The organism is Streptomyces sp. SDT5-1 (genome assembly GCF_052245995.1).
Lineage (GTDB): Bacteria > Actinomycetota > Actinomycetes > Streptomycetales > Streptomycetaceae > Streptomyces.
This window is the reverse complement of record NZ_CM125963.1, coordinates 4,427,058-4,443,304: the sequence shown is the minus strand read 5'-3', so window position 1 is coordinate 4,443,304 and position 16,247 is coordinate 4,427,058. Positions and strand designations below refer to the sequence as shown.

The window sequence follows — 16,247 nt, the reverse complement described above, 5'->3', positions numbered from 1 at the left end:
TCGGGGGGTGCCGGGGTCGCGGTGGGCGACCCCGGCACCCGCCGGCCACCTCACATCTGGGACATTTCTCTATGCGCAACCCTCGCAAGAACACGAAGTTCAACAGGAAGAGCCTGCTGGCCGCCGTCGGGCTCGTCACCGTCGCCACCTTCGCGCTGTCCGCCTGCGGCAGCGGCGACGACAACGGCAAGCCCGTCGCCGAGGTCTCCTCCGAATCGGGCGGCTCGCAGAAGGCTGCGACGGTCCTCGACAAGCCGTTCAAGAAGCCGGACCTGGTCCTCACCGACACCCACGGCAAGAAGTTCGACCTGCGCGAGCAGACCAAGAACAAGCCGACGCTGATCTACTTCGGCTACACGCACTGCCCCGACGTCTGCCCGCTGACGATGAGCAACATCGCCGTCGCCAAGAAGTCGCTGCCCAAGTCCGAGCAGGACAAGCTCCAGGTCGTCTTCGTGACCACCGACCCGGACCGCGACACCCCGTCCGTGCTCGGCAAGTGGCTCAAGGCGCAGGACCCCGACTTCATCGGCCTGACCGGCGACTTCGCCACCATCCAGGGCAGCGCCCGCACGCTCGGCATCTCCATCGAGCCGACGCAGAAGGACAAGAAGGGCAAGCTCGTGTCGATGCACGGCACGCAGGTCATCGCCTTCTCCCCGAAGAACGACGCCGGTTACGTGCTGTACGGCGAGGACGCCACGGTCGACGACTACACCAAGGACCTCCCCAAGATCGTCAAGGGGGAGAAGCCGTGAGGCGCACGCCCCTCGCCCTCGGCGCCGTGACGCTCGCGGCGGGGCTCGCCCTGACCGCCTGCGGATCGGGCTCCGACGACGCCGCCGACAAGCCCGACGTGAAGGTCGAGGGCGCGTTCATCCCCGCGCCCGCCTCCGGCGACATGGCCGCCGGGTTCTTCACCGTGCACAACAAGGGCGCCGCCGACACGCTCACGTCCGTGAGCAGCGACATCGCCGGGCAGGTCACCCTGCACAGCACCAAGGGCGGCGTGATGAAGGAGCAGAAGTCCTTCGCCGTGCCGGCCAACGGCGAGCTCGACTTCGAACGCGGCGGCAATCACCTCATGTTCGAGAACCTGAAGCGCAAGCCCGCCGAGGGCGACAAGGTGTCGGTGAAGCTGCACTTCGCCAAGTCCGGGACCGTCGCGGTCTCCTTCCCGGTGAAGGTCGCCACCTACAACCCGTCGCACGCTTCGCACTGAAGGGGCTGACCTGTACGTGAAGACCATCGCTCCCCGCACCTGGCAGATGGTGCTGCTCTTCCTCGCCGTCACCGGCGCGCTCCTGGCCGGTGCCGCTCCCGCCTCCGCGCACGCGGCCGTGACCGGGAGCGACCCCAAGCAGGGAGCGGTGGTCGACACCGCGCCGAAGAAGGTGTCGCTCACGTTCTCCGAGAGCGTCGCCATCTCCGACGGCGCGGTCCGCGTCCTCGACCCCGCGGGCAAGCGCGTCGACGACGGCAAGGTCACGCACCCCGGCGGGACCACCTACGCCGTGGGCCTGCACTCGGGCCTGCCCGACGGCACGTTCACCGTCGCCTACCAGGTCGTCTCCGCCGACAGCCACCCCGTCGCGGGCGCCTACACCTTCTCCATCGGGGCGCCTTCCAAGACGTCCGCCGTGGTCGCCGACCAGAACGCGGGCGGGGGCGTCGTCGGCGGGCTCTACGGCTTCGCGCGCTACGTCTCGTACGCGGGCTTCGCGCTGCTCGTGGGCGGCGCCGCCTTCGTGCTCGGGTGCTGGCGGCGCGGCGCGGGCAGCAGGCCGGTGCAGCGGCTCGTGGTCGGCGCCTGGACCGCGCTCACCGCCGCCACGCTGGCCATGCTGCTGATGCGCGGCTCGTACACCGGGTCGGGGAAGTTCGGCGACGTCTTCGACATGGCGCTGCTCGGGCAGGTCCTCCAGACCAAGACCGGCGCCGCGCTCACGTCCCGGCTGCTGCTGCTCGCGGCGGCGGCCCTCTTCGTCGCCGTGCTCTTCGGGGCGTACGCGAAGAAGGCCGAGGAGCCCGGTGAGGCCGGGGCCTCCGGGGACGGCACCGAGGCCAAGGAGCGCAACGACCTCACCTTCGGGCTCTCCGTCGGCGGCGCCGTCGTCGCGGCCGGGCTCGCCGCCACCTGGGCCATGGCCGAGCACGCCTCGACCGGCATCCAGGCGGGCCTCGCGATGCCCGTCGACGTGCTGCACCTGCTGGCCGTGGCCGCCTGGCTCGGCGGTCTGACCGCGCTGCTCGTCGCCCTGTACCGGGTGCCGACGATCGAGGGCTCGGCCGTGCGCCGCTTCTCGCGGGTGGCGTTCGGCAGCGTGCTCGTCCTCGTCGCCACCGGGCTCTACCAGTCGTGGCGGCAGGTCGGCTCCTGGTCGGCGCTGACCGGGACGACGTACGGGCAGCTGCTGATGGTGAAGGTCGGGCTCGTCGTCGTGCTCGTCGGCGTCGCCTGGATCTCCCGGAAGTGGACCGGGCGGCTCACGGAGACCGCGACCGGCGCGACCGAGGCGGAGGAGCGGACCTCCGAGGCGACGGCGTCGGAGGAATCGGAGGCGAAGGAGCCCGTCTCCGTGGCCGCCGGTGCCAAGAACGCGGACCCCGAGCGCGCCGCCCAGCTCGCCCGGCAGCGCGCCGCGATGGCGAGCGCCCGCGAGAAGCGGGTGCGCGACGCCGACCCGCACCGCTTCGGGCTGCGCCGCTCGGTGCTCGCCGAGGCCGGCATCGCGGTCGTCCTGCTCGCCGTCACCACCGTGCTCACGTCCACCGAGCCGGGCCGCACCGAGGAGGAGGCCAAGTCCGCCACCTCGGCCGCGCAGACGCAGTCCGGTCCGCTCTCCCTGAAGGTGCCGTTCGACACGGGCGGCGCCGACGGAAAGGGCACCGCCCTCCTGGAGATGGACCCCGGCCGCACCGGCAACAACGAGCTGCACCTCTACATCGAGCGCCCCAACGGCAAGGCCTTCGACGTCCCCGAGGTGAAGATCGCCCTCACCCAGGAGGCGAAGAAGATCGGCCCGCTGCCCGTCGTGCCCGACCGCATCGCCACGGGACACTGGACGGCAAGCGGCGTACAGATCCCCGTGGCCGGCGACTGGAAGGTCGCGCTGACCGTGCGTACGTCGGACATCGACCAGATCACCATCACCAAGAACGCGAAGATCGGCTGAACCGCCCCATGGCTGACACGACTGACACGACGGATGCCACGAGCCGCTCCGAGGGGTCCCCGCGATCCGCGGGCATCTCCCGGCGACGGCTGATCGGGACGGCGGGGGCCACCGGCGTCGCCCTCGGGGCCGTCGGCGCGGGCGCGGGGTACGCCGTGGCGTCCGCCAACTCCCCCGAGCAGCAGACGGCGTTGACCTCCCTCGGGGCGGACGAGGTGATGTTTCACGGGAAACATCAGCCCGGCATCACCACCGCGATGCAGTCCCGCGGCCATCTCGCCGCGTTCGACCTGGCGGCGGGGGCGGGGCGCAAGGAGGCCGCGGCCCTGCTGCGCCGCTGGTCGGGGACGGCAGAGCGGCTGATGGCGGGGGAGCCCGCGGGATCGGACGACACCGATGTGGCGCGGGACGCGGGCCCCTCCTCGCTCACGGTCACGTTCGGCTTCGGCCACAGCTTCTTCTCCCGTACGGGCCTCGAGAAGCACCGCCCCGCCGCCCTCGACCCGCTGCCGGACTTCTACTCCGACCACCTCGACAAGGCGCGCAGCAACGGCGATCTGTGGGTACAGATCGGGGCCAACGACCCGCTCGTCGCCTTCCACGCCCTGCGCGCGATCCAGAAGGACGCGGCCGGCGCGGCGAAGCTGCGCTGGCAGATGAACGGCTTCAACCGCTCGCCGGGCGCCACCGCCCATCCGATGACGGTGCGCAATCTGATGGGCCAGGTCGACGGCACGGGCAACCCCAAGCCCTCCGACAAGGAGTTCAACGAGAAGATCTTCGTGCCGACGTCCGGCTCCGCGCAGTCCCCCGCGTGGATGGCGAACGGCTCGTACGTCGTGGTGCGCCGCATCCGGATGCTCCTCGACGACTGGGAGAGGCTGTCGACGTCGGAGCAGGAGCACGTCATCGGCCGCAAGAAGTCCACCGGCGCCCCGCTGACGGGCGGCGAGGAGACCACCGAGCCGGACCTGGAGAAGACGGACGCGGGCGGCGACCTCGTCATCCCGCTCAACGCGCACGCCCGCATCACCCGGCCCGACCAGAACGGCGGCTCCACGCTGCTGCGCCGCCCCTTCTCGTACCACGACGGCTACGACGAGGACGGGGTCCCGGACGCCGGGCTGCTCTTCATCTGCTGGCAGGCGGACCCGCTGCGCGGTTTCGTGCCGGTGCAGCGCAAGCTCGACCGCGGCGACGCCCTGTCGAAGTTCATCCGGCACGAGGCGAGCGGCCTCTTCGCGGTGCCGGGCGGCGCCGAGAAGGGCGGCTACGTGGGGCAGGCCCTGCTGGAGGGGTGAGGGGGCGCGGACCCGTGAGCCCCGTCCCGTACGGCGCATTAGGGTGAGCCCATGCCAGCCAGCTACGCGTATCTCGGCCCCGAGGGCACCTTCACCGAAGTCGCCCTGCGCACGCTCCCGGAGACGGCCACCCGGGAACTCGTCCCCGTCGTGTCCGTGCCCGCGGCGCTCGACGCCGTCCGCAGCGGCGAGGCCGAGGCCGCGTTCGTGCCGATCGAGAACTCCGTCGAGGGCGGCATCACCACGACCCTCGACGAGCTGGTGGCGGGCGAGCCGCTGATGATCTACCGCGAGGTGCTGCTCGACATCACCTTCGCCCTGCTGGTGCGTCCCGGCACCCAGATCTCCGACATCAAGACGGTCACCGCGCACCCGGCCGCCCAGCCGCAGGTGCGCAACTGGATGAAGGACCACCTGGCCGACGACGTGATCTGGGAGTCCGCCGCGTCGAACGCCGACGGGGCGCGGCTCGTGCAGGAGGGCCGCTACGACGCGGCCTTCGCCGGCGAGTTCGCCGCCGAGAAGTACGGGCTGGTGCCGCTGGTCACCGAGATCCACGACGCGGAGAACGCACAGACCCGCTTCGTCCTGGTCGGCAAGCCGGCCCGGCCCGCGGCGCCCACCGGCGCGGACAAGACCTCGGTGGTCATCTGGCAGCGCGAGGACCACCCCGGCGGTCTGATGGAGCTGCTCCAGGAGTTCGCGATCCGCGGAGTCAACCTGGTGCTGCTCCAGTCCCGGCCGACCGGCACGGGCATCGGCGACTACTGCTTCGCGATCGACGCGGAGGGGCACATCGCGGACCGCCGGGTGGCGGAGGCGCTGATGGGGCTGAAGCGGGCGTGCCCGCAGGTGCGGTTCCTCGGCTCGTACCCGCGGGCCGGGGTCGCCGCTGAGGAGGTGCGGCCGCCGCGCTCGGGGACGTCGGACGCCGAGTTCGTTTCCGCGTCGGACTGGCTGGCGCGCTGCCAGGACGGCCGGTTCTAGGGCCTCCGTCCCAGTCGGCCTCCATCGGCGGCGCACCCCTGCCGGATCCGAGTTGTCCACCGCCGGATCCGGCTCCTTTTTGCCTGGACACCCGGTCCTACCAGCGGATTTTCTTCATCCACAGAAGTTATCCACAGGGCGCCTTCTCGACCTGGGGACAAGTCGACAGGAAGGTGCTGGTTGGTCGACAAATCGCCCCACAGCCCCCAGATGCGTCCACAGCCCGGCAGGTCACCCTTCGTCCATGCATTTCTCTTGATCAACTCTTTGGAGTGAAGCATTTCCACCCGAAAGTGAGCTTGAACGCGGTTTGAGACGGGAATTCTTCGTGACGCATGCGGCTTTCGGAATGATCACTTCCGGCATCCACAGATCATTCTCACAGCCTGTGGATAACTTTTCCGGCCTGTGCATCACTGTGGACAGCGAGGCCCCAAGTCCCGCCCACGGCAAGGGGATCGGGTCAAGGCGATGTGCCGCATCTGCCCCTTTCAAGGGAAAGTGACGGCTTTCCTTGACGTGCACCCGCGCGACCGGTGTGGATCTTTTCCGGTCACGCTCCACCCTAAATTCACATTCCGGCAAATAGGGCATAAGGGAGTGCAACGGATATCGGGTCGTGGGCCGGAACCGCACGACGGTAGCCTTGAGGGGTGATTGACCTTCGCCTGCTCCGTGAGGACCCCGACCGTGTTCGCGCCTCCCAGCGCGCCCGTGGAGAGGACGTCGCGCTCGTCGACTCCGTCCTGTCCGCCGATGAGCGGCGCAGGTCGTCCGGGCTCCGCTTCGACGAACTCCGCTCCGAGCAGAAGTCGCTCGGCAAGCTGATCCCCAAGGCCTCTCCCGAGGAGAAGCAGGAGCTTCTCAAGAAGGCGGGCGAGCTCTCCGCCGCGGTGAAGGCCGCGGAGGCCGAGCAGCGCGAGGCCGAGGAGGAGACCCAGCGCCTGGCCCTCCAGCTGGGCAACATCGTGCACGCCGACGTCCCGCGCGGCGGCGAGGAGGACTTCGTCGTCCTCGAGACGCACGGCACGATCCGCGACTTCGGCGCCGAGGGCTTCGAGCCCAAGGACCACCTGGAGCTCGGCGAGGCGCTCGGCGCCATCGACGTCGAGCGCGGCGCGAAGGTCTCCGGCTCGCGCTTCTACTACCTGACGGGCGTCGGCGCGCTCCTCGAGCTCGCGCTCGTCAACGCCGCGATCGCCCAGGCCACCGAGGCCGGCTTCACGCCGATGCTCACGCCCGCCCTGGTGCGCCCGCGCGCCATGGAGGGCACCGGCTTCCTCGGCCAGGCCGCGGAGAACGTGTACCACCTGGAGAAGGACGACTACTACCTGGTCGGCACCTCCGAGGTCCCGCTCGCGGCGTACCACATGGACGAGATCGTGGACGCGGAGCAGTTGCCGCTGCGGTACGCCGGCTTCTCGCCCTGCTTCCGCCGCGAGGCCGGCACGTACGGCAAGGACACCCGCGGCATCTTCCGCGTGCACCAGTTCGACAAGGTCGAGATGTTCTCGTACGTCGACCCGGCGGACGCGGAGAACGAGCACCGGCGCCTCCTGGAGTGGGAGAAGCAGTGGCTGACCGGCCTGGAGCTGCCGTTCCAGGTGATCGACGTCGCCACCGGTGACCTCGGCTCCTCGGCCTCCCGCAAGTTCGACTGCGAGGCGTGGATCCCGACCCAGGGCAAGTACCGCGAGCTGACCTCCGCGTCGAACTGCGACGGGTTCCAGGCGCGCCGCCTGTCGATCCGGATGCGCGACAACCGTGACGGCAAGAAGGTGCTGCAGCCGCTGGCGACGCTGAACGGCACGCTGTGCGCCGTCCCGCGCACGATCGTGGCCATTCTGGAGAATCACCAGCAGGCGGACGGCTCGGTGCGGGTTCCGGAGATGCTGCGGCCGTACCTTGGGGGACGCGCCACCCTGGACCCCAAGTAACCGCAAGCAGCCTGGAGCCGAACGCCAAGTGAGCCACCCCGCTCCCCTCGCCCCTGCCTTTCCGTACAAGCTCGTGGCGACCGACCTCGACGGAACGCTGCTGCGCTCCGACGACACGGTCTCCACGCGCACGCGCGAGGCGCTCACCGCGGCCACCGCCGCGGGCGCCGCGCACATCATCGTGACCGGCAGGGCGGTGCCCTGGACCCGGCACATCCTCGACGACCTCGGTTACGACGGGCTCGCGGTGTGCGGTCAGGGCGCGCAGGTCTATCACGCGGGGGAGCACCGGCTGCTCACCTCGGTGACGCTCGACCGGCAGCTGGCCGGAATCGCGCTCGCCAAGATCGAGGCCGAGATCGGCCCGCTCGCGCTCGCCGCGAGCCGCGACGGCATCGAGGGCGAGGTGATCGTCGGGCCCGGCTACCAGGTGCAGGACGGTCCGCTCCCCGTCGTGCCGTTCACGGAGCTCGCCGAGCTGTGGGCGCAGCCGCTCAACAAGGTGTACGTCCAGCATCCCGGCCTCACCGACGACGAGCTGGCGGAGGTCGCGCGGACGACGGCAGGCGGTCTGGTGAGCGTCACGATGGCGGGCGAGGGGATCGTCGAGCTGCTGCCGCTCGGGCTCTCGAAGGCCACGGGGCTCTCGCTCGCGGCGCGGCGCCTGGGCGCGAAGGCCGCCGACACGATCGCCTTCGGCGACATGCCCAACGACATTCCGATGTTCGGCTGGGCGTCCTACGGGGTGGCCATGTCGAACGCCCACGACGAGCTGAAGTCGGTGGCCGACGAGGTGACGTCGTCCAACGAGGAGGACGGCATCGCGGCGGTCCTGGAGCGGATGCTGGGCTGACGGTCGCGTCCGCGCATGTTCAAGGCCCGGCCCCGGTGTTCCGGGGCCGGGCCTTGATACGTGGGTGGGCGGCCCGCGTGTCACGGAAGGGGACACGCGCTCGAAGCGGCCGCCCCGGGCGACACCTGAGGCGGCGGCTCGACGGAGTGCAGTGACTACTCCGGAGCCTGCCTCGGGCCACCCTGCCGGGAGCTCGACGGTTCACAGAAGGACATCGCCGCGCTCCTCTCCCGGTCCTCGGACGCCACGGTCGGCGTGCTGACACCACCACTGTGCCGAAGCCGGGAGCGCGCCGCCACCGAATTAATCGCCGGTCACCGGCGGCGCCACCAGCGGCGCCGCACCCTGCTGAAGAACCAGCCGGCGGGCGGCTCGTCGGACCGCCAGGGCTGCGGCTCGGGCGCCCCGCCCTCGCGCCGCCAGCGCTCGGTCAGCATCCGCGCCCGCGCGGACGGCTCGCTCGCCTCGGCCGCGCGGATGAACGCGGCGTCCAGGACCACGCCGTCCCAGGCGTCGTCGTTCTTCGGTTCGCCTGCCATGTCCTGTTCCTCCTCACTCTCCCGCCAGTGTCCGGGCGGGAGGGTGAAAGCGGCGTCAAGAGCCGGCCCGCTGCCTCTGCTACTCCTCGCCGGCCAGCTTCAGCGAGCGCAGCTTCTGCCCGGCGTACCAGGTGGCCAGCGCCGTCACCACGACGAGCAGCACCGTCGCGAGCGGCAGGCCCACGTCCGAGGTGACGAGGTCACCACCGGCCACCTTCTGGGCGACCGCGAGCGACCACTGCTGCACGCTGAGGGTGCGCGCCCCGGAGACCAGGGTCCCGAAGAGTGCCTCCCACACAAGGGCGTAGACGAGGCCGAAGACGACGGCGTGCCGCGTGACCGTGCCGAGCAGCAGGAAGATCGCCGCGTACGCGATGGAGGCCACCAGGGCGGCGACCGTGTACGCGACCGCGATCTGCTGCCCGTTCCCGTTCAGGATGAAGCCCGCGATCAGCGTAGGGACCGCAGAGAACACCATGGTCACGCCGATGGCCACGATGAGCTTGGTGAAGATGATCGTGGGCCGCTTGATCGGCTTCGACAGGAGGTAGACGACGGAGCCGTCGTCGATCTCCGGGCCGATCGCGCCCGTGCCCGCGATGACGCCGATCAGCGGCACCATCGTGGCGAGCGCGAACCCGCCCAGCAGGTCGGACGCGGTCTGGTCGTCAGCGCCCGTGAGCCCGCGGACCAGCGCGGAGATCACGACCAGCAGCACCGGGAGCGCGAAGAGGATCAGGGCCCGGCGCCTGCCGAGCAGGGCCCGGTACGTCAGCCGGGCGACAGTGGGGTCGTACATCAGGGCCTCCTACGCCGCGACCAGGTACGAGAAGACGGACTCGAGGGACTCGTCGGACGGCGAGACCGTGAGCAGCCGGATGCCGTGCGCCCGCGCGACCTGCGGCAGCAGCGTCGTGAACCGGCCGAAGTCGACGGCCTGGACGTGCAGCGCGCCCTCCTTCAGGTCGACTTCGATGCCCGCCGTCGACGGGTCCGCGATCAACGCGGCGGCCAGTGTCCGGTCGTCGCTGGAGCGGATCAGATAGCGGTGCGGGCGGTCGGTCATCAGGCGGCGGATCCTGCGGAAGTCGCCACTGGCCGCGTGCCGGCCGGCGACGATCACCTCGATGTGCGAGGCGAGTTGCTCGACCTCTTCGAGGATGTGCGAGGAGAACAGGACGGTGCGGCCGTCGTCCCCCATGCGTCGCAGCAGGTCCATGAGCTGCATGCGCTGGCGCGGGTCCATGCCGTTGAACGGCTCGTCGAGGAGCAGCACCGAAGGGCTGTGGACGAGCGCGGACGCCATCTTCACGCGCTGCCGCATGCCCTTGGAGTACGTCGAGATCTTGCGGTCCTGCGCGTACTCCATCTCGACCGTGGCGAGCGCCTCCGCGGCCTGTTTCTTTCCGAGGCCGTGCAACTCGGCGTTGGCGACGACGAATTCGCGGCCCGTGAGGAAGTCGTACATGCCCTCGCGCTCGGGCACGATGCCGATGTGCCGGTAGATCTGTTCGTTGCGCCAGATCGGCTGTCCGTCGAGGGTCACCGATCCGTTCGAGGGGGCGAGGAAGCCGCCCATCATGTTGATGAGCGTGGACTTCCCCGCGCCGTTCGGACCGAGCAGGCCCGTCACTCCGGGGCCGATGGTCATCGTGACGTCGTTGACCGCCACGACGTTCCCGAACCAGCGCGAGACGTGGTCGATTTCGATGGCAGTCACAGTCCGACCTTCCGGTAGCGGCGCATCAGCAGCCCGTAGGAGCCGGCGATGAGCCCGAGGACGACGAGCAGATAGACGAGGCCCTGGGCCGCCGAGGGGCCGTGCGCCCCCGGGAAGGAGGAGCTCGCCCCGAGGAAGGCGGTCTGCACCCCGTCGATGAGCGTGATCGGGGAGAAGAGGCCCAGCCAGGTCACCGCCCCGCCGTTGTCCTGGGCGTCGGCGATCGCCTGGACCGTGGACACGGCGCCGTAGGAGATGGTCAGGACGGCGATGACGGCGGCGATGCCGAAGCCGCGGCGCGGGGTGACCGCGGAGACGACGAGGCCGATCCCCGCGAAGAGCAGTGACAACAGCGCCACGGATACCAGTCCTTGGGCGAATCCCTTGGTCTGCTCGGCGAAGTCCAGCTTGGCGAGCAGAGAGCCGATGTAAAGCACGATCAGCGGCGCCGCCGTGAGGACGAACAGGGCCGAGGTCAGGGCGGCGAACTTCGCCACCACGTAGTCGACCCGCTCGATGGGGCGCGAGAAGTACAGCGGGATCGACTTGAAGCGCAGGTCGAGCGAGACCGCGTTCGGCGCGGCGGACGCCACGTAGAGGCCGATCACCGCCTGGAGGATGACCGCGTAGCGCGTGTAGTCGACCGGCAGGTCGTTCGCCTTCGTGGCGACGGCCACCGCGACCATGATCAGCGCCGGGACGCACATCACGATGAAGAGCAGCATCGGCAGCACCTTGGACTTGGCCGAGCGGCCCAGTCCGTACGCCCCGCGCAGGCTCTGCGAAAAGAGCGAGCGGCGGGCGTACGCGCGGCCGAGACGCGGTCCGTCGTAGTGCCGGTATCCGATGTTGTGGATCTGGGTGGACGCGCGGTCCGTGGGCAGGGGCTCCGTGGTCATCGCTCCGCGCCTCCCGTCTGCTCGGCCGCGGCGGTGGCCGCCCAGGCGGCGGCGCGCTCGGAGCCCTGCTCCTGCCGCTGCTCGGCCTCGGGGCGGAACACCTCCGCGATCTGGTGCCTGCGCTGTTCCATCCGGACCAGGCCGAGGCCGAGGTCCGCGACGACGTCGCGCACGATGTCGTACGTCTCCTCGCCCTGCGCCGTGAGGAGCACGGTGTGTCCGGCGCCCGGCAGTTCGCCGCCGGTGGTGGTCTCGATGCCGCGCCGCGCGAACGCCTCGCGCAGTGCCCTGGTGCCGTCCGGGTGCTCGTCGCTGTCGGTGACCTCGATCGCGAGCGTCGCCGTGGCCTGCGTGAAGTCCGTGGTGGAGCTGGAGCGGAGCAGCTTGCCGCCGTCGATGATCACGACGTGGTCGCAGGTGCGCTCCAGCTCGCCGAGCAGGTGCGAGGTGACGAGGACGGAGATGCCGAAGTCGGTGTGCACGCGCCGGATCAGGCCGAGCATGTCGTCGCGGCCGACCGGGTCCAGGCCGTTCGTCGGCTCGTCGAGGAAGACCAGCTGCGGGTCGTGCACGAGGGCCTGGGCCAGCTTCACGCGCTGCTTCATGCCCGTCGAGTAGCCGCCCATCGGGCGGTAGCGCTCCTCGTAGAGGCCGACGTGGCGCAGGGTGTCGGCGGTGCGCTCGCGGGCGGCCGTGGGGGGCAGGCCCGACATGCGCGCCATGTGGACGACGAACTCGGTCGCCGAGACGTCCGGCGGCAGGCAGTCGTGCTCCGGCATGTACCCCACGCGCTCGCGGATCTCGGCGCCCTTCGTCGCGACGTCGAGTCCGAGCACTTCGGCGCGGCCCTCCGACGCGGGGGACAGACCAAGAAGGATCTTGATCATGGTGGACTTGCCGGCTCCATTGGCCCCGACGAGTCCGGTCACCCCGGGCCCGATGTCCATGGTCAGCCGGTCAAGAGCGGTCACCCTGGGGAACCGCTTGCTCAGGCTTTCGGTCGCGATCACAGTCACGGTTCGACCGTAGTGGTGCAGGCCACACCAATTCGTCAGACCGTGGGGTCGACCTCGTATGAGACCTGAGTATTACGGGTCCCTAGGGGTCCGCCCTGAGGAGGTCGTGCAGACCTCTTGACGCCGCCGCCAGGCATTGTCACATTCATCAGTGTCAAGTTACGAACGCGTACAGCGACGGTCGGACGGACGGTGGCATGGCCTCAGCAGTGGTACGTGAACTCTCCGCGGAGCTGCGGGGATTCAGAGAAGTCCAGCGGCTCGCGTACGCGTGCGCGGAATCGGTCGCGGCGCAGCTCAAGCCCGGTGTCACCGAGCGCGAGGCGGCGCGGATGCAGCGCGACTGGCTGCGCGAGCGCGGGGTGCGGGACTGGTTCCACCTGCCCTTCGCCTGGTTCGGGGACCGCACGGCGTTCGTGAACTTCCGGGTCCCGCTGCAGTTCTTCCCGACGAACCGGCGGCTCGAGGCGGGGATGCCCTTCATCCTCGACATGGCCCCGGTGCACCAGGGGTTCACGGCGGACATCGGCTACTCGGGCTGCCTGGGCCTCAACCCCGTGCACGACAAACTGCTTTCGGACCTGGAGGCGCACCGCGAGCTGATCCTGCGCGAGGTCCGCGAGCGCCGCCCGCTGCGGGAGATCTACGAGGACGTGGAGCGGCTGATGGTCCGGCAGGGATACGCGAACCGGCATCGGGCGTACCCCTTCGGCGTCATCGCGCACAAGGTCGACCGGGTCAGGGAACGCCGGTTCAACCCCACGCTGTTCGGCTTCGGCACCCAGTCCCTGAAGGGCCTGGCGAGCGACGCGCTGCACGGGCACAGGGACGGCTGGTCGCCGCTGTGGTCGCCGTACCGGTTCTCCGACCACCCGCCGCAGCCGGGCCTGTGGGCGGTGGAGCCGCATCTCGGATTCCGGGGCACGGGCGCGAAGTTCGAGGAGCTTCTTGTGGTCACCGACTCCAAGGACCCGCAGGAGAGCGCCTTTTGGCTGGACGACGATCTGCCGCACGTGCGGCGCTGGGCGGAGGGCATCTGATGACGGACCTGATGACGATCGAGGGCGCGCGTGAGCGCCGGGTGCGCACGGGCGGCATCGAGCTGTGCGTCGTCGAGCTGGGCGGGCCGGGCGGCGCCGAGCGGCCGACGGTGGTGCTCGTGCACGGCTATCCGGACTCCAAGGAGGTGTGGACGGAGGTCGCCGCGCGGCTCGCCGACCGCTTCCATGTGGTGCTCTACGACGTCCGTGGGCACGGCCGGTCGACCGCGCCGCAGCCGCTGCGCGGCGGCTTCACCCTGGAGAAGCTCACCGACGACTTCCTGGCGGTCGTCGACGCGGTGAGCCCGGACCGTCCTGTGCACCTGGTGGGGCACGACTGGGGCTCGGTGCAGTCGTGGGAGTTCGCCACGGTCGAGCGCACCCAGGGCCGCATCGCGTCCTTCACCTCGATGTCGGGCCCCTCCCTCGACCACTTCGGGCACTGGATCAAGCAGCGCGTGAAGCGGCCCACGCCCGCCAAGGTCGGCCAGCTGCTCGGCCAGGGCGCCAAGTCCTGGTACGTCTACATGCTGCACACGCCGGTGCTGCCCGAGCTGGCCTGGCGCGGGCCGCTCGGCAAGCGCTGGCCGAAGATCCTGGAGCGCGTCGAGCGGGTCCCCGCGGGCGACTACCCGACGGCGTCGCTGCCCTCCGACGCGGCGCACGGGGCGTGGCTGTACCGGGACAACGTACGGGCGCGGCTGCGCCGCCCGCGCGAGGACGCGTACGCGCACGCGCCCGTGCAGCTCATCACGCCGCTCGGGGACGCCTTCCTGTCACCGAAGCTGTACGACCAGCTGGAGCTGTGGGCGCCGCAGTTGACGCGCCGCGTGCTGCCCGCCAAGCACTGGGTGCCGCGCACCAGGCCCGACCAACTGGCCTCCTGGATCACCGAGTTCGTCACCACGCACGAGGGGCGGGCGGCCGGGGTGCCGACGCAGCGCCCGGCGGCCGAAGGGAAGCACGCGGACCGGTTCGCCGGTCAGCTGGTCCTGGTGACGGGGGCGGGCAGCGGCATCGGGCGGGCCACCGCGTTCGCGTTCGCGGAGGCCGGCGCGCGCGTGGTCGCGGTCGACCGGGACGCCGAGAGCGCCGCGCGCACCGCCGAGCTGGCCCAGCTCATCGGGGCGCCCGAGGCGTGGGGCGAGACCGTCGACGTCACCGACGAGCAGGCCATGGAGAAGCTCGCCGAGAAGGTCGCGGCCGAGTACGGCGTGGTCGACGTGCTGGTGAACAACGCGGGGATCGGCCTGTCCGGCTCCTTCTTCGACACCACCACGGAGGACTGGAAGAAGGTCCTCGACGTCAACCTGTGGGGCGTCATCCACGGCTGCCGGCTGTTCGGCAAACAGATGGCGGAGCGCGGGCAGGGCGGCCACATCGTGAACACCGCGTCCGCGGCGGCGTACCAGCCGTCGAAGGCGCTGCCCGCGTACTCGACCTCCAAGGCCGCCGTCCTCATGCTCAGCGAGTGCCTGCGCGCCGAGCTGGTCGGCCAGGGCATCGGGGTCTCCGCGATATGCCCCGGCCTGGTGAACACGAACATCACGGCGACGGCCCACTTCGCCGGGGTCGACGCCGAGGAGGAGAAGCGCCGGCAGAAGAAGTCCTCGCGCCTGTACGGGCTGCGCAACTATCCGCCGGAGAAGGTCGCCGCCGCGGTCCTGGAGGCCGTCGTGCGCGACAAGGCGGTCGTGCCGGTCACCCCGGAGGCCCGCGGCGCCCACCTCATGTCCCGGTTCACGCCGCGGGCGCTGCGCGCGGTCGCACGCATGGAGCCACCGCTGTGAGCACCGGCGACGCGGAGTACCGGATCGAGGACCTGGCGCACCACAGCGGCGCCACGGTCCGGACGATCCGGGCCTACCAGGACCGCGGGCTGCTGCCGCGGCCCGAGCGGCGGGGGCGGGCGAACGTCTACACGGACGCGCATCTGTCCCGGCTGCGCCAGATCGCGGACCTCCTGGACCGGGGGTACACGCTGGCGTCCATCAAGGAGCTGCTCGAGGCCTGGGACGCGGGGCGCGGCCTCGGCGGGGTGCTCGGTCTCGTCGCGGAGGTGGACGGGCCGTGGACGGACGAGCGGGCGGGGCGCATCACGCGCGCGGAGCTCGACGAGCGGTTCGGCGGGGAGCCCGACGAGGCGGCGGTGCGGGACGCGCTCGAGCTGGGTGTGCTGGAGCCGGTCCCGGGGCGGGACGACGAGTACCTCGTCCCGAGCCCTCAAGAGCTCGCTGTAGCCGTCGAGTTGCACGCGGCGGGCGTCCCCCTCTCCGCAATTTCCGGTCATCTAAGGGAGTTGAGGGGCCAGGTCGAACATATAGCGGCGCGTTTCCTGGAGTTCACGACCGAGCACGTGTTCGCGCGCTATCTCGGTCCCGAGCCGCCGACGGACGCGGAAGCGGCCGAAGCGGCTTCGCTCGTGCGTCGCCTCCGACCGCTCGCACAACAGTCGGTCGACGCCGAACTGGCGCGCGCCATGCGCCTGTTCGCCACGCGCCACCTCCACCACCACCTCTCCGAGGGCCCGGCGGTCCACGCCTCGCATGAGCCCCAAAACGTCCCCCTCCCCGCCGAAACAATCCGCGCTGTAAGCGGGCTCGTTGGCGCGGAGCACGTCTCGGCGTTCGTCGCGGCGGCCGCCGAACGAGAGGTACAGACAAGGACATTGGACGCCTTGACCTCAAACCCGGGCAATATGGCCAAAGTTGACCAAATACCCGATTCCACTTGAGAGTTGTCCACAGAAACACCAACTGGCCTGTGGATAACTGGACTT

The 16,247-nt window shown here is 70.5% G+C and carries 14 protein-coding genes and 1 pseudogene; 10 read left to right on the top strand and 5 right to left on the bottom strand.

Translation table 11 applies throughout. The annotated features are described in order from the left end of the window. The first annotated feature begins 71 nt into the window (after positions 1-71). From ACTWJ8_RS20440 to ACTWJ8_RS20410, 7 genes are all read left to right on the top strand, one after another. Entirely contained in the window at positions 72-758 is a 687-nt protein-coding gene (locus tag ACTWJ8_RS20440; RefSeq protein ID WP_356386379.1) for an SCO family protein, read from the top strand. Further along, a complete protein-coding gene (locus ACTWJ8_RS20435; protein ID WP_356386382.1) occupies positions 755-1,222 on the top strand; it encodes a copper chaperone PCu(A)C in 468 nt (155 codons plus the stop codon). The genes ACTWJ8_RS20440 and ACTWJ8_RS20435 overlap by 4 nt, the downstream gene beginning before the upstream one ends. A 46-nt stretch (positions 1,223-1,268) precedes the next feature. Beyond that, positions 1,269-3,176, top strand: a complete 1,908-nt coding sequence (locus tag ACTWJ8_RS20430) for a copper resistance CopC/CopD family protein (protein ID WP_356386745.1) — start codon at positions 1,269-1,271, stop codon at positions 3,174-3,176. Between the two features lie 8 nt (positions 3,177-3,184). Next, a complete protein-coding gene (gene efeB, locus ACTWJ8_RS20425) occupies positions 3,185-4,477 on the top strand; it encodes an iron uptake transporter deferrochelatase/peroxidase subunit (RefSeq protein ID WP_356386385.1) in 1,293 nt (430 codons plus the stop codon). Positions 4,478-4,528: 51 nt separating this feature from the next. Beyond that, a complete protein-coding gene (pheA, locus tag ACTWJ8_RS20420; protein ID WP_443259955.1) occupies positions 4,529-5,464 on the top strand; it encodes a prephenate dehydratase in 936 nt (311 codons plus the stop codon). 653 nt (positions 5,465-6,117) lie between these two features. Continuing rightward, a complete protein-coding gene (gene serS, locus ACTWJ8_RS20415; RefSeq protein WP_356386390.1) occupies positions 6,118-7,401 on the top strand; it encodes a serine--tRNA ligase in 1,284 nt (427 codons plus the stop codon). Between the two features lie 28 nt (positions 7,402-7,429). Further along, positions 7,430-8,254, top strand: coding sequence for an HAD family hydrolase (locus ACTWJ8_RS20410; protein ID WP_356386393.1), 825 nt, complete (start codon positions 7,430-7,432; stop codon positions 8,252-8,254). 314 nt (positions 8,255-8,568) lie between these two features. On the opposite strand, the pseudogene ACTWJ8_RS20405 reads toward ACTWJ8_RS20410, so the two are convergent. The 5 genes and pseudogenes from ACTWJ8_RS20405 to ACTWJ8_RS20385 form a co-directional block, all read right to left on the bottom strand. Further along, positions 8,569-8,796 (bottom strand): annotated as a pseudogene (locus tag ACTWJ8_RS20405) (SGM_3592 family protein); the annotation flags it as partial. Between the two features lie 76 nt (positions 8,797-8,872). Further along, on the bottom strand, positions 8,873-9,592 hold the full coding sequence (locus tag ACTWJ8_RS20400) for an ABC transporter permease (RefSeq protein WP_356386399.1): 720 nt from the start codon (positions 9,590-9,592) through the stop codon (positions 8,873-8,875). A gap of 9 nt (positions 9,593-9,601) precedes the next feature. Next, a complete protein-coding gene (locus ACTWJ8_RS20395) occupies positions 9,602-10,513 on the bottom strand; it encodes an ABC transporter ATP-binding protein (protein WP_356386402.1) in 912 nt (303 codons plus the stop codon). After that, positions 10,510-11,412 carry an ABC transporter permease gene (locus ACTWJ8_RS20390; RefSeq protein ID WP_356386405.1) on the bottom strand — a complete coding sequence of 301 codons (903 nt, stop codon included), beginning with the start codon at positions 11,410-11,412 and terminating at the stop codon, positions 10,510-10,512. Before ACTWJ8_RS20390 ends, ACTWJ8_RS20395 begins: the two co-directional genes overlap by 4 nt. Then, on the bottom strand, positions 11,409-12,422 hold the full coding sequence (locus ACTWJ8_RS20385) for an ABC transporter ATP-binding protein (protein WP_443264944.1): 1,014 nt from the start codon (positions 12,420-12,422) through the stop codon (positions 11,409-11,411). Before ACTWJ8_RS20385 ends, ACTWJ8_RS20390 begins: the two co-directional genes overlap by 4 nt. A 203-nt stretch (positions 12,423-12,625) precedes the next feature. Between ACTWJ8_RS20385 and ACTWJ8_RS20380 the strand changes: the two genes are divergently transcribed. The 3 genes from ACTWJ8_RS20380 to ACTWJ8_RS20370 are packed head-to-tail and all read left to right on the top strand — an operon-like array spanning position 12,626 to position 16,202. Continuing rightward, a complete protein-coding gene (locus tag ACTWJ8_RS20380) occupies positions 12,626-13,468 on the top strand; it encodes a M24 family metallopeptidase (RefSeq protein ID WP_443259954.1) in 843 nt (280 codons plus the stop codon). An 11-nt stretch (positions 13,469-13,479) separates the two neighbouring features. Continuing rightward, positions 13,480-15,258: an SDR family oxidoreductase gene (locus tag ACTWJ8_RS20375; protein WP_443264943.1), complete on the top strand. Its 1,779-nt coding sequence runs from the start codon at positions 13,480-13,482 to the stop codon at positions 15,256-15,258. Beyond that, entirely contained in the window at positions 15,255-16,202 is a 948-nt protein-coding gene (locus ACTWJ8_RS20370; RefSeq protein ID WP_443259953.1) for a MerR family transcriptional regulator, read from the top strand. Before ACTWJ8_RS20375 ends, ACTWJ8_RS20370 begins: the two co-directional genes overlap by 4 nt. Positions 16,203-16,247 lie beyond the last annotated feature (45 nt).